11 protein-coding genes and 1 other RNA gene are annotated in these 15,068 nt (G+C 28.6%); all 12 read left to right on the top strand.

Annotated features, from left to right (window positions below):
• Nucleotides 1-16: 16 nt before the first annotated feature.
• Nucleotides 17-832 carry a Cof-type HAD-IIB family hydrolase gene (locus BUA90_RS02910; protein ID WP_072965896.1) on the top strand — a complete coding sequence of 272 codons (816 nt, stop codon included), beginning with the start codon at nucleotides 17-19 and terminating at the stop codon, nucleotides 830-832.
• A 412-nt stretch (nucleotides 833-1,244) separates the two neighbouring features.
• Complete coding sequence (gene smpB / locus BUA90_RS02905) at nucleotides 1,245-1,712, top strand: SsrA-binding protein SmpB (RefSeq protein ID WP_072965895.1); 468 nt, start codon at nucleotides 1,245-1,247, stop codon at nucleotides 1,710-1,712.
• A 52-nt stretch (nucleotides 1,713-1,764) separates the two neighbouring features.
• Nucleotides 1,765-2,115, top strand: a transfer-messenger RNA (tmRNA) gene (ssrA, locus tag BUA90_RS02900).
• Nucleotides 2,116-2,402: 287 nt separating this feature from the next.
• A complete protein-coding gene (locus BUA90_RS02895; protein WP_072965894.1) occupies nucleotides 2,403-3,455 on the top strand; it encodes a S1C family serine protease in 1,053 nt (350 codons plus the stop codon).
• Nucleotides 3,456-3,485: 30 nt separating this feature from the next.
• Nucleotides 3,486-5,360 carry a BAR domain-containing protein gene (locus BUA90_RS02890; protein WP_072965893.1) on the top strand — a complete coding sequence of 625 codons (1,875 nt, stop codon included), beginning with the start codon at nucleotides 3,486-3,488 and terminating at the stop codon, nucleotides 5,358-5,360.
• Nucleotides 5,361-5,566: 206 nt separating this feature from the next.
• The gene (locus BUA90_RS02885) at nucleotides 5,567-6,808 is read left to right on the top strand and encodes a 6-phosphofructokinase (RefSeq protein ID WP_072965892.1); all 1,242 of its coding nucleotides are present in this window, start codon (nucleotides 5,567-5,569) and stop codon (nucleotides 6,806-6,808) included.
• A gap of 255 nt (nucleotides 6,809-7,063) precedes the next feature.
• Complete coding sequence (locus BUA90_RS02880) at nucleotides 7,064-8,083, top strand: LacI family DNA-binding transcriptional regulator (RefSeq protein WP_072965891.1); 1,020 nt, start codon at nucleotides 7,064-7,066, stop codon at nucleotides 8,081-8,083.
• Nucleotides 8,084-8,245: 162 nt separating this feature from the next.
• The gene (locus BUA90_RS02875) at nucleotides 8,246-9,622 is read left to right on the top strand and encodes an ABC transporter substrate-binding protein (RefSeq protein ID WP_072965890.1); all 1,377 of its coding nucleotides are present in this window, start codon (nucleotides 8,246-8,248) and stop codon (nucleotides 9,620-9,622) included.
• A 55-nt stretch (nucleotides 9,623-9,677) separates the two neighbouring features.
• The gene (locus BUA90_RS02870; protein WP_072965889.1) at nucleotides 9,678-10,544 is read left to right on the top strand and encodes a carbohydrate ABC transporter permease; all 867 of its coding nucleotides are present in this window, start codon (nucleotides 9,678-9,680) and stop codon (nucleotides 10,542-10,544) included.
• Nucleotides 10,544-11,371 carry a carbohydrate ABC transporter permease gene (locus BUA90_RS02865; protein ID WP_072965888.1) on the top strand — a complete coding sequence of 276 codons (828 nt, stop codon included), beginning with the start codon at nucleotides 10,544-10,546 and terminating at the stop codon, nucleotides 11,369-11,371. The genes BUA90_RS02870 and BUA90_RS02865 overlap by 1 nt, the downstream gene beginning before the upstream one ends.
• A 21-nt stretch (nucleotides 11,372-11,392) precedes the next feature.
• Nucleotides 11,393-13,546, top strand: a complete 2,154-nt coding sequence (locus BUA90_RS02860; RefSeq protein WP_072965887.1) for a TIM-barrel domain-containing protein — start codon at nucleotides 11,393-11,395, stop codon at nucleotides 13,544-13,546.
• A 37-nt stretch (nucleotides 13,547-13,583) separates the two neighbouring features.
• Complete coding sequence (malQ, locus tag BUA90_RS02855) at nucleotides 13,584-15,062, top strand: 4-alpha-glucanotransferase (RefSeq protein ID WP_072965886.1); 1,479 nt, start codon at nucleotides 13,584-13,586, stop codon at nucleotides 15,060-15,062.
• Nucleotides 15,063-15,068 lie beyond the last annotated feature (6 nt).

Below are 15,068 nucleotides of genomic sequence, written 5' to 3'. Positions count from 1 at the left end.
CTAAAGGAGGACAAAGATGAAATATAAACTAATAGTTACAGATATGGATGGAACTCTACTCAATAGTCAAGGGAATGTTTCTGATGAAAATAAGAAAGCTATGAAAAAGCTATTAGAAAAAGGAGGGCATATTGCCATAGCAACTGGTAGAATATATACTACTGCTAAAGTATATGCTAAGCATTTAGGTATAGTAACGCCTATAATATGTTGCAACGGTGCAGTTGTTAAGGATTTAAGAGATGATAAAAAAATATATGGAAATCCAATTTCAAAAGAAGACAGCTATAAAATTATAGATATATGTAGAGAACATGATTTATATTTTCATTTTTACAGTGAAGATACAATATTTGGAGAGAGAATGGAATATAAAATATTATATTTTTCAGAATGGGCTAAAACGATTAAAGAAGAAGATACAATAAAGATAAAAATTATAAAAGACAGCAGAGAAATTGTTGAAAGAGAAATTATATATAAATTTAGTATTCAAACAGATGATATAAAACTTTTAGACCAAATTGCTGAAATTTTAAATAAAGAAAAGACAATAGAAGTTCGTAAATCTTTGACAAATATGCTTGATATAATGAATAGTGGAGTAAGTAAAGGAAATGCTGTAAAAAAACTTGCCGATTCATTAGGTATTAAAAGAGAAGAAATAATAGCTGTTGGAGATAATGAAAATGATATAAGTATGATAGAATATGCAGGTCTTGGAGTAGCTATGGCAAATGCTGAAGAAAAGGTTAAGAAAATAGCAGATTATATTACAGATACAAATGATAATGATGGAGTTGCAAAGGTGATTTATAAATTTATGTTTTAACAGTTGATGTCAAATAGAAGTTAGGGCTTTTATTTTATATTAAAATTATTCTAGATAATAAAATGCAAAAGATAAATTTAAAGAATTAGAAATTATGCTAGATTATGAATGTAAAGAGTTTAGAGCAGTAAGACAAAGAATAAAGTATACTTGGAAAGTTTTAGATTTAGTAAATGCTAATATAAGAATAATTTAATATAAATAAAGAAGCAAATCTTGAAAGTCTTATGAGGTTTGCTTCTTTATTTTTTAAATTTTTTCAGTAATTTTTTTATTTTAGGGTAATGCTGCTTTATAAGATATAGACTAGAGTAGATATCTGATAAGAATGTTTTAGACTTGACTTTATAAATTTTTGATGTTATAATAAGTCCTGCATCTAAAATAATATATTTAAAAGTTGGTGCTGTATATGTCAAATGGTAGAATTATAGCAAACAATAAAAAGGCTAGACATGATTATTTTATTGAAGAAACCTATGAAGCCGGAATAGTTTTAAAAGGTACTGAAGTTAAGTCAATAAGGCTTGGAAGGGTTAATTTAAAAGATAGTTATGCTGAGATTAATAATGGAGAAGTCATACTTCATAATCTTCATATAAGTCCATATGAAAAAGGTAATATTTTTAATACTGACCCTGTTAGGCCTAGAAAACTTTTACTTCATAAAAGGGAAATAAGAAAGCTCATAGGGTATACTACTCAAAGAGGATATACTTTAGTGCCATTAAAAATATATATAACTAAAAGAGGACTTGTAAAAGTTGAACTTGCAGTTGCAAAAGGTAAAAAGCTGTATGATAAAAGAGAGAGTATAGCGAGAAGAGATGCAGAAAGAAGAATACAAAAAGAACTTAGACAAAGGCAAAAGATGTATTAGATGTTTATTTTTAATATTTAATTATAAAACTGCATAGTAGTTTTTATATCAAGGGGGCGTATTGGTTTCGACGGGGGTACGAAACCACAAGTAGCGAGCCGTTGTTGCCAAGCAACGTAAAAAGTGGCATTAAAAATAAACGCAAACGAAAATTACGCTTTAGCTGCCTAATATCGCAGCTCGTCCAGCCTAAGCGACCCGCAGCTTAGGATTTGGGCGTCGGTTTAGCGGGGAACCGCTTTAAGGGGTGTCTCGACCTTAAAGTGAATTAATTGAGACTGGTCTTCAAGATAGCCTGTCATTGGGCGATTTTGAAGGCGAGACAAAAAAACAATGACTGCGCTCGGAGAAACTTGTGGGGAAGTACTTTCGGACAGGGGTTCGACTCCCCTCGCCTCCACCAATTGATAAAGGTGAAATACAAAAAACTCGATTATAAATTATGTAAATCGAGTTTTTTTATTTTTTGAAAAAACTCTAATAAAAAAGAAGGAAAATATAGATAAAAATAGAAAATATAGATGGAAGGTAAAATTTAAATTTATTACTAAAATTAAGAAAAAATTAAGTTTTAAATATTATCAGCATTTTATATAATAAGAAATGGGTGTAGTGTATAAGAGCAAAATTTTAAATTAAATTTTTAATGTACACAAAATTAATAAAAGATAATATTAAGGAGGCTTTATAATGAAAAAAGGAGTAGGCATTTTTTTAATTATTTGTATGCTACTATCTATAACAGCAGTAGCATTTGCATCTGAAAATGAACAAAAAGTTACAGAGGAAACAGTTAATAAACTTCTTAAGCAGTTGAAAAATGAAAGTAATAAAGTATCTGACGTTATTGATAAAGTTAACAAATCTGTAGTTGCAGTAATAGGAGAAAATAAAAAATATCGAGAGAGAGATTTTATATATTCAAAATATCCTAAAAATTTACAGCACGGTTCTGGAGTAGTTGTAAGTTCTGATGGTAGGATAATTACCAATAATCATGTTGTAGACGGATTGGAAGATATATATGTAGTTACATACAATGGTAGTGCATATAAAGCTGAGCTTTTATATGCAGATAAAGAAATTGACTTGGCATTATTAAAAATTAACAGTTCAGACATTAAACCTATTAAATTTGCAGATGAAAAAGAATTAAAAGTAGGTAATGAAGTTATTGCAATTGGTACTCCTTTGTTTTTTGGTTATAGAAATAGTGCAAGCAAAGGTATTATAAGTGGGCTTAATAGACCTGTTGACAGATATTATACATATTTGCAGACAGATGCTTCTATTAATCCCGGAAATAGTGGTGGACCGTTAGTTAATATGGAGGGTGAATTAGTTGGTATTAATACTAGAGGTTATATGTTTTATCAGGGAATGAATTTTTCTATTCCTATAAACAATATAAATTATTTTTTAGATCAGTATAATAGATTTGGAAGAATTAGAAGATGCTATACAGGTATAGAATTTGAAGAAAACTGGGCTGCAATGTTAGGTATTCCTACAAATCAAGGATTAAAAGTAGTTACACTTCAAAAAGATGCTGTAGTTACTCCACAGCAAGTAAAAGAAGGAGATATACTTGAGGCGATAAATGGTCAAAAAACTACGTCTATTGCACAATATAATGAGATTTTAAAAGGTTTTTTACCGGGAGATAAAGTAGAATTGACTTTTATAAGGGATAATGAAAAATTTAATATTACAGTGACATTATCTGAGAAATCAGAATCTTAAAAAATAATAGTTTCAGAAAGGAAGAATATTATGAAAAGATTACTATCAATTACTATATGTATGATTTTAATATATAGTTTATTTTGCTCTTTTACATTTGCTTTGGAAACTAATGGACAAATAGATTTATATGAAGTCTTTTCAAATAAAAAAGATAAGGCTAAAACTGAAGTGGGAAGTCAAATATATAAGTGGTCTATGTATTTACCAGATGATGCAATGATTTTTAAATCTGAACGTGCAAATTATTTTCGTATGTCTACAAATAGCTATCAAGCATCTGTTACATTAGAGATTAATAAAAATGAATCAGAACTTACATTAGAGGATTTACTATATAAAATACAAAACAATTCAAGAGACGATATAGATTTTTGGGGCTGGGGAGATAAAGAATTTTCAGTAGATATAGTTAAAGAAAATGGTAGGCAGCCATATATTCGAATAGTCAAAACAGATCAAGATTATGATTATATTTTAGTAGATGAAGCAGCTGAAGAATTTAGAGATTATATAGAAAATAGGATTTATATTGCTAACAACTATATATATGATTTAACAGTTAGAATGAGTGGAGAATTTTATAGAGAACATAAAGAAATGTTTGAAAAGTTAGTATCTTCATTTAAGCCTTATTTTGATAAAAATAATCCACGTATAAAAGATTTATCTGATTCAGTTAGTATTAGCAGGGAATATAAAAATACTAGTTATGGTTGGAAGTTGATGATTAGTCCTTATTGGAAAGTTAAAGGCGTTCCAAATGCTAGGTATCAAAAATTTTCTAGAGTATATACTGATGAAGAACTCAATCAAGAAGATAAATCTTTAAAAGAAAAAAAAGATGAAGATATGAAAAATATAGAAAATTTAACTGTTAGTTTAATAAGTTCTGCACAGCAAGGAGAAACTGCAGAAAAATGGGCACAAAAAGAAATAGAATTTTTAAAAGATAATTATAATAGTAGAGTATATGAGATAATAAAAAGCGAAAGCAAAACAGGAAAAAATTTTGATGCCTATGAATTGATAGTGAAATATAATACAATTACAAATAATCCATATATTGTTCATAATTTATATGTAATAGGAAATGGGTACAAGTATCTTGTAAGTGCTAAAATAAATGAAAAAAAATATAATGATGAAAATACAAAGGCTAACTATAAAAAAATGATAGATTCTTTTAAATTAGATAGGTCATGCCTCAGTAAAATGTTAGGTAAAATAGTTGCTGCTGAAACATTAATGGACTTAAATGCTGTTAAAGAATTGAAGATGAAAAAATATGATTTCAAAACTAAAGTAACTAAGAGCTGGAATGTATCAAAAGAAGGATTTGGTGAAGATTATTATTATGATAGGTTTATTGGTTTTAGTGATGATTTTGATTTTTGGGGTAGTGAAGGTGTTAAGAATTATGAAAATATAAGTGCATTTGAACCAAACAGCAATATTAATTTAGATATGTTTGCAGGGTTAAATGCAAATGATATGCATGAAATCATAACTAAAGAGGTTGAAGCATATAAAGATGATGATGAAATAAAAATGGGACTAGCGCAAGTTAAAATTCAATCTACTCAGCATAATGGTGCAGAAATATATTGTATTGAGAAAGAATACGATTTAGAAAAAATTCAACAATTTGTAAGTAAAGACAAAACTAAAAATTATGATTTAAAAAATATATTTAATGAATATAAATATATTATTAAAATCGATAAAGATATTTTTACTGAAAAAATATCAATTCCCGTAGCTAATATGACTGATAAAAATAAAGAAAAGATACAAAAGATATGGAAAAATACTGTTATTAATAAGATGAATTACGGTAATATCAAATATGTATGGAAAACTCATAAGCTAGAAGAATTTGATGATAAATCTCAAAAAAATTAGGTGTTATTATAAAAAACCTTGATTTTACAAATGTAAAATCAAGGTTTTCTTATTTTGAAAAAATTAAGAATAATTTATATATTCATTTTTGCAATTTATAACATAAAACTTGCAATTTTGCAACTTGTTTAATTGATTAGTATCTTTTTATGTAATATAATAAACAGGGAATTTTATTGCGAAAATAAATAGTAAGGAGAGAGGTTATGAAAAATTGTTTAGTAGCTCAATCGGGAGGGCCTACTTCAGTAATTAATGCAAGCGTAGTTGGTGTTATAAAAGGAAATAAAGAAACAAAATTTTATGACAAAGTGTACGGCGGAATAAATGGAATTGAAGGTATTTTACAAAATAAAATACTTGATTTAACTTGTTTATCAGATAAAGAATTGGAAATTTTAAAATATACACCTTCTTCTTCTCTAGGTTCGTGTAGATATAAGATGAAAGATTTTAGAGAAGATGAAAGTGAGTATCAAAAAATATTTGATATAATGGACAAATTAAATGTAAAGACACTGTTTTACATAGGTGGAAATGATTCTATGGATACAGTAAGTAAACTCAGTAAATATGCTAAATTAAAAGGAATAAATAAACAAATAATTGGAATACCTAAGACAATTGATAATGATTTGTGGTGTACGGACCATACTCCCGGTTTTGGCAGTGCTGCGAAGTATGTAGCCACAACAGTTTTAGAAACTTATTTAGATTCTAGCGTATATATTAATAATGGAATTTTTATTGTTGAAACTATGGGAAGAAATGCTGGATGGTTGGCAGCAAGTGCAGCTCTTGCTAAAATAAATGGAAGGCAAGTTGTAGATTTTATTTATTTGCCTGAAATTCCTTTTTCTGATGAAAAATTTTTAAAAGATGTGAGCAAGAGGTTTAAAGAAAAAAATAAAGTATATATAGTAGTTTCAGAAGGAATAAAAGATGAAAATGGCAGATTTATATTTGAAATGAAAAATACTAAAAAGCATGATGGTTTTTCACATACTCAACTAGGTGGAGTAGGTAATTATATTAAAAGACTGATAATTCAATCAGGTATAACATCAAGAGTTAAAGTATTAGAACTTGGAGTTGCTCAGCGTTGTGCTATGCACTCAGTATCGTCTGTAGATATTGAAGAAGCTTATAAAGTAGGAAAAGATGCTGTAAAATATTCAATTGAAGGATGTTCAGGATATATGATAGGAATAAAAAGGATAAGAAATAATCCGTATGAAATAGAAACTGTAAAAGTAGAAGCATCTAAAGTTGCAAACGATATAAAGTATTTTCCTAAAGAATGGATTACTAAAGAGAGGAATTTTATTACAGATGATGCTGTAAGTTATCTGAAGCCTCTTATTGAAGGAAGTCCTAAAATTATTATTGAAGATGGACTGCCTAAATATATTGATTTACAATATTTATTAAAATATGCTGTAAAGTAAATACGTGTGAAATTTTTAATAGAAGTCTTATGATAGCTGTACTGCTGTCATAGGACTTTTTTAATTATTAGTTAAGAGTTATTTTTATAAATACTTTTGTTTTAAATTTGAATAAACTTTTAGTAAAAAAATAAAATAAAAAAACAAAAAAATATTTGAATAATTTAATTTGTATGTTAAAATAATATTAGGTTATGGAAACGTTTCCGGTAACGTTTACGGTAACGTTGCCGAATATGATAGAGGAGAATGAAGATGAAAAATTTAAATATTAAGGATATAGCTAGAATAGCTGGTGTAGGAGCTAGTACTGTATCTCGTGTTTTAAATAATCGTCCAGATGTCAATGAAGAAACTAGAAAGAAGATTTTAAAAATAATAGAAGAATATAATTATATACCAAATAATAGTGCAAGAAATTTGAAAAGAAATGAATCAAAAAATATAGGAGTAATAGTAAAAGGTATTTATAATCCATTCTTTGCTAAGATAATAAAAGCTATAGAAGAAAAAATAGATGAACAAGGTTTTACTATGATACTTCATTATAATGATAAAGATTCAAGTGATATAGAAGCAGCTATAGAACTTATTAAGGAAAAGAGACTTAAAGGTTTGATTTGTCTTGGAGGGGACTTTGAAAATATAGATGAAAGACAAATTAAGTCTTTAAAAACACCTATTGTAATTGCTTCTACAAATGTCAGTAAAAATATAAATAAAGAACTTATTTCAAGTGTAAGTATTGAAGATGAAAAAGCTGCTTATAAAGCAGTGGACTATTTGTGTAAACTTGGTCATAAAAAGATTGCGATTATTTCTACTGGAGAAAGCGACAGAAGTGTTGGTAACTTGAGGATAAAAGGTTATAAAAAGGCTTTAGATGATAATAAAATAAAATGTAGAGAAGAATTTTTAGAGGTAGGTCAATATACTTTTAAATCTGGATATGATGCTATGAATAGACTTCTTGATAAAAATTTAGAACTGACTGCTGTTTTTGTTACATCAGATATAATGGCAATAGGAGCTTCAAAAGCAATTTTATCTAGAGGTATGAAAATACCAGATGACATATCAATAATAGGATTTGATGGATTAGATTATACAGAATATTTTCATCCGTCAATTACTACTATAAAACAGCCTCAAGAAGATATTGGTTATAAGAGTATAGAAATTTTATTAGATATAATAAAACATAAAAAAGGTCATAAACATGTAATATTAGAAACTAAGCTACTTGAAAGGGAATCATGTAAAAAAATAATATAAAAGTAATCTGCAGTTCTTCAAATAATTTTTACAGAAGAACTGTTGAAAAATAAATGAAAGATTTATAAGGGAGGGATTATGCATATAAAAAAAGTAAAATTAAAAGACGTTTGAAAACGTTATCTAAAAAATCATATTTAAATTTTAGTGAGGGGTGTTATTATGTTAAAAGTTAAAAAGAGCTTTGCACTTTGTATTATGATGATATTTCTAGTAACAAACTTGTTGTTTACAGCTTGTTCTGCTAAGCCAACAGAGCAGTCGCAAGAAATACAAAAATCAGAAGAACAAAATCAAGCAAATTCTCAAAATGGTGAAAAAGTAGAGGTAGATGTATTCCAATTTAAAGTTGAGATTGCAAAAGAATTAGAAGAAGCTGCAAGAGCATATGAAGCCGAGCATCCAAATGTTAAAATAAACATTCAGACTGTGGGTGGCGGAGATGACTACGGTGCAGCACTTAGAGCAAAGTTTCAATCAGGTCAAGAACCAGATATATTTAATGTAGGTGGACCTCAAGATGTTAAAGATTGGATGAGCAAGTTAGAAGATTTATCAGATCAGCCTTGGGTTAAATTAGCTCTTCCTGGTATATTGTCAGGTGCTACAGTTGATGGAAAAATTTATGCTTTACCATTTAATATAGAAGGTTATGGATTAGTATATAATAAAGCAATATTTAAAGATGCAGGAATAGATGCTTCTAAAATCACAAGTTTTGAAAGTTTAGAAGAAGCTGTTAAAAAGTTAGATAAGAAAATTAAATCTGGAGAATTAAAAGATAAGTATCCATTACTTGAAGCAGTATTTGAATATCCAGCTAAAGAAACTTGGGTAACAGGTTTGCATACTTCAAATGCAGTTTTATCTCAAGAATTTGACAGTTCAATGGCTGCATTTAATTCTAAAAAAGTTGATTTTAAATATGGAGATGCTTTAAAAGCTTTAATCGATTTACAGGCAGATTATTCATCTAATGCAGATAAGAAGGCAAAATTAAATGCAGTTGACTATGCTACACAAGTAGATGAAGGTATAGCTATAGGAAGAGTTGCAATTATTCAACAAGGTAACTGGATTTACGGTGGAGTTAAAAATATTGATGAAAACGTTGCTAATAATTTAGATATATTACCATTGCCAGTTAAAGGAGCTGTAGAAGATTCAATTCCGGTTGGGGTACCAATGCACTGGGCAATAAATAAAAATAGTCCAGATGCAGATAAAGAAGCAGCTAAAGATTTCTTGAATTGGCTTTATACATCTGAAAAAGGTAAAGATTTTATCGTAAATAAATTTTTCTTTATTCCTCCATTAAAAGGATTTGAAAATTTAGAATTAAAAGATCCACTTGGAAAAGCTGTTAAGAGATATGCTGAAGAAGGAAAAACTATGCCATGGGTATTCATGGGTTATCCAACAGGATGGGGTCAAGAAGTTTTAGGAACAAATATTCAAAAATATTTAGCTGGTGAAATGACTTGGGATAAAGTAATTTCTAATTCTAAATCTAAATGGGAAGAAATGAGACAACAATAAAAAAGGTGATTGGAGGAGTAATTCCTCCTTTCCCCTAAATTATTAGGAGGGCAAAATGAAAAAGTCTAGTTTATGGTTTAATATATTCGTCGGTCCAATTTTGATAGCATTTTTGATGGTAGTTATAGTGCCAATGTTTGTGGGAATTTATTATTCCTTTACCGATTGGAATGGAATTGCTGATAAAGTCAACTGGGTTGGGTTTAAAAATTATATAGAAGTACTTACAAAGGATAAAAGTTTTTTAAATGCGTTTATATTTACGACAAAATTTTCTTTAGTTTCAGTTATTAGTATAAATTTGATTGGTTTTAGTTTGGCGCTACTTGTTACTAAAAAAATGAAGATAAGTAATGCTCTTAGGAGTATATTTTTTATGCCAAACTTAATTGGGGGGCTCATATTAGGATTTGTATGGCAGTTCATATTTGTTAAAGCATTTGATTGGATAGGAGGAGCACTTGGCATTAGTTTTTTAGAAGGTTGGCTGTCAACTACTTCTACGGGATTTTGGGGACTTGTTATATTGATGTCATGGCAGTTATCAGGCTATATGATGGTTATATATATAGCTGCTCTTCAAAGTATTCCAGACAGTTTAGTTGAAGCTGCCAAAATTGACGGTGCGAATGGATTTCAAAGGCTTATACATATAGTAATACCTTTAGTAGCACCGGCATTTACAGTAGGTTTATTTTTAACACTTTCTAATTCCTTTAAATTATTTGACCAAAATTTAGCGCTGACAAATGGAGCACCATATAGTTCAACTCAAATGCTTGCACTGAATATATACAGTACAGCTTTTAGCTTTAATAAGCTTGGTTTAGCTCAAGCAAAAGCAGTGATATTTTTATTGACAGTAGCTGCTATAACATTGACACAGTTATATTATAGTAAGAAAAGGGAGGTAGAAATGTAATGAAAAAAAGTACATTAAAAAATAGTTTAATAGTTATTATAAGCATATTACTTGGAATATTATTTTTATCTCCACTATACATAATTTTTACAAATTCTTTTAAAACACAAAAAGGAATATTCTTAAATGTGCTAAATTTACCTTTTGGAAAATATTTTACTTTTAAAAATTATGCAGAAGCTTTTGTTCAATTAGACTTTTTTCATTCATTTCTAAACTCCCTTTTAATAACAGTATCTAGTACATTTATGATTGTAGTTTTTGCTTCTATGGCAGCATGGATGCTGGTAAGAACAAATACAAAATATAGTACATTTATATTCTTTTTATTTGCAGCAGCAATGCTTGTGCCATTTCAAGCGGTAATGCTTCCATTAATAAATATAATGGGAAAACTTAAATTGTTAAATCCAGTTGGATTAGTGTTTATGTATTTGGGATTTGGGTCAAGTTTATCAATTATATTATATCATGGATTTATAAAAAATATTCCAAAAGAATTAGAAGAAGCTGCAACTATTGACGGTTGTAATACATTTCAAGTATTTTGGTATATAATATTTCCTCTTTTAAAGCCTATAACTGTAACAGTAAGTATACTCAATGTAATGTGGATATGGAATGACTTTTTACTTCCACAGTTAGTTATAAATAAACCTGAGTGGCAGACTATACCACTAAAAATGTTTTACTTTTTCGGACAGTATTCTAAGAAATGGAATCTAGCTTTGGCTGGATTGGTAATTTCAATGATTCCGATAGTAATATTCTATGTTATTGCTCAAAAACATATTATTAAAGGAGTAACAGATGGATCAATAAAATAGCAATTTAAATGAGGGATGAATATGAAAGTATATGAGATAAATGAAAAAGTATTGAAGTATAGATTTGGAAATCCAATTAAGACAGATGCAGTATTAATGGAAGGTTTAGAGATAAAAAAATCTAAAATAGATTATTTTGAAGTAATTGAAGGGAATACTGTTATTTTTAAATATAAAATGAGCTTAGAAGATATAATTCTTGGATTAGGGGAAAATTTAAGGGGGATAAATAAAAGAGGCGGCATATACGAATCATTTTGCACAGATAATCCAAGACATACTCCAGATGTAAAATCATTATATGGAGCACATAATTTTATAATAATCGATGGAAGAGAAAAGTTTGGTATCTTTGTTGATTATCCAAGTAAAGTTGTTTTTGATATTGGATTTACAAATAGGGATTATTTACAAATAGAAGTTTCTGATAACAATTTTGATTTTTATATAATTAAAGGTGATTCTTCTAAAGAAATAGTTAAAACATTTTTAAAGCTTATAGGACAGTCGTATGTACCTCCTAAATGGGCTTTTGGATTTCAGCAGAGTAGGTGGAGTTATAAAACTGCAGATGAAATAGAAGAAATTGCAAAGAAGTTTATAGAAAATGATATACCGTGTGATGCTATTTATCTGGATATAGATTATATGGAAGATTTCAAAGATTTTACAGTAAGTAAAGAGAGATTTCCGAACTTTAAAAAGTTTGTAGAAGATATGAGGACAAAAGGTTTTAGATTAATTCCTATAATAGATGCAGGGGTAAAAATTGAAGAAGGTTATGATATTTATGAAGAAGGAATAGAGAAAGGTCTATTTTGCACAGATGAAAAAGGTAATCCATTTGTTGGAGCAGTATGGCCGGGTAGAGTACATTTTCCTGACTTTTTAAATCCGGTGGCTAGAAAATGGTTTGGCTTAAAGTATAAAAAACTAGTTGATTTTGGAATAGAAGGATTTTGGAATGATATGAACGAACCAGCAATCTTTTATTCAGATAGAGGATTGGATAAAGCTATAAAAAAAGCTGAAGAATCAGAATCTAAAAATCTTGATATATATACTTTTTTTGACCTTAGAGATGAATTTATAAATTTATCAAATAATATAGATGATTATAAAAGTTTTTATCATAAGATAGATGGAAAAATTGTAAATCACTATAAGGTGCATAATCTATATGGCTATAATATGACTAGAGCAGCAGCTGAAGGACTTGAAGAAATTAGTCCAAATAAAAGATTTTTACTGTTTTCAAGGGCATCATACATAGGAATGCACAGATATGCAGGAATATGGACTGGAGATAATTATTCTTGGTGGGAGCATTTACTGCTTAATATAAAAATGATGCCTTCTATAAATATGTGTGGATTTTTATATTCTGGAGCAGATACAGGTGGATTTGGGGGAAATGCCAATGCAGAGCTCATTATAAGATGGAGTCAGTTTAGTGTATTTACTCCTCTTTTTAGAAATCATTCTGCATTAGGTACTAGAAATCAAGAACCATTTGCGTTTGATGAAAATACGACTAAAATACTCAGAAATATTATAAGATTGAGGTATGCACTTATACCGTATATTTATTCAGAGTTTATGAAAGCAGTTAAAGATGGAGGTGTTTATTTTTCTCCATTAGTATTTGAATATGATGATGATATTTCAAGGAGAGTAGAAGACCAATTATTAGTTGGAGAGTCTATAATGGTAGCTCCAATTTATCAAGAAAATTCTAAATGGCGATATGTATGGTTGCCAGAAGATATGCTTTTATGGAAAGTTAGAGATTATACAGACAGAAATTTTGAAATAATTAATAAAGGACATAATTATATAAATGTTGAGTTAGATGAAATTCCAATATTCATAAGAAAAGACAAGATGATTATTATTGGAAAGCATGGGAAAAATGTAGAATCTATTAAAAATACAAAGTTAGATGTATTGGCATTTATTGAAAATAAATGTTTATATGTATATTACGATGATGATGGAAAGACATGTGATTATAAAGATGGAAAATACGATGAGATTCATATTTATATTGAAAAAGTAAAAGATGATTTTAAAATAGAGATTGATAATAGAGGGAATAAAGATGTTAAACTGATAAATTTTTATATAGTAAGTACTAATGGAAAGATTATAAAAAAGAAAGTAGAGATTAATTAAACTATATTAATATATATTTAACAGAGGGAGTAGTGATATGTTTAAAAGAAGTAGTGGAATATTAATGCATATATCATCTTTACCAAGTCCTTATGGAATAGGAACTTTTGGAAAAGATGCCTATGAATTTGTAGATTTTTTAGTAAATTCAGGACAAAGTTACTGGCAAATACTACCACTAGGTATAACTGGTTACGGAGATTCACCTTATCAATCTTTTTCAGCTTTTGCAGGAAATCCATATTTTATAGATTTAGATATATTAGAAAGAGAAGGTCTTATAAAAAAAGAGGATTATGCAGGGTTAGATTTTGGAAATGATGTAGAGAAAGTTGATTACGACAAAATATTTAAAAATAAAATGCCTATTTTAAGATTAGCTTATAAAAATGGTAAAGATAAATATAAAGATGAGATTAGGAAATTTGAAGAGGAAAATAAGGATTGGTTAGAAGATTTTTCATTATATATGGCAATTAAGTCGCAATTTAATTTAAGACCATGGCAAGAATGGGATGAAGATATAAAGCTTAGAAAAAAAGAGGCTCTTAAAAAATATAAAAAAGATTTAAAAGATGAAATAGAATACTGGGTATTTTTACAATTTTTATTTTTCAAGCAGTGGTTTGCATTAAAAAAATATGCCAATGAAAGAGGAATTCAAATAATAGGAGATATTCCAATATATGTAGCTGAAGATAGTGCAGATACATGGGCAAACAGCGAAATTTTTCTATTAGATGAAGACAAAATGCCTTTGAAAGTTGCAGGGTGTCCCCCTGATGCTTTTTCAAAAACTGGACAGTTATGGGGGAATCCGATATATAGATGGGATTTATTAGAAAAAAGAAATTTTGATTGGTGGATAGAAAGAATTAGAATGAACAGTAGATTGTATGATGTAATAAGAATAGATCATTTTAGAGGGTTTGAATCCTATTGGGAAATTCCATATGGTGATGAAACTGCAGTCAATGGTAGATGGGTAAAAGGACCTGGAATAAAATTATTTAAAGCTATAAAAAAAGAACTTGGAAATATAAAAGTTATAGCTGAAGATTTAGGTTTTTTAACTGATGAAGTTATTAAATTCAGAGAAGAAACAGGGTATCCGGGTATGAAAGTTCTGCAATTTGCATTTGATACTAGGGAAGAAAGTGATTATCTACCTCATAATTATGATAAAAATTGTATTGTATATACTGGAACACATGATAATGATACAGTCAATGGTTGGTTTGAAAGTGCAAATAAGAAAGATGTAAATTTTGCTAAAAGATATTTAAAATTAAATAAAAGAGAAGGATATAATTGGGGATTTATCAGAGGTGCATGGGCTTCAGTTGCTTCTTTAGCTATAGCACAGATGCAGGATTTTTTAGGGCTTGGAAGTGAAGCTAGAATGAATATACCATCGACTATAGGTGGAAACTGGCAGTGGAGAGTAAAGAAAGACGATTTAACTGATAAATTGGCTAAGAAAATTTATAAAATTACAAAATTATACGGGAGGTAATGTTTT

Source organism: Caminicella sporogenes DSM 14501, assembly GCF_900142285.1.
Taxonomy (GTDB): domain Bacteria; phylum Bacillota; class Clostridia; order Peptostreptococcales; family Caminicellaceae; genus Caminicella; species Caminicella sporogenes.
The sequence above is the reverse complement of the archived record's forward strand: the minus strand, read 5'-3'. Positions and strand labels throughout refer to the sequence as shown.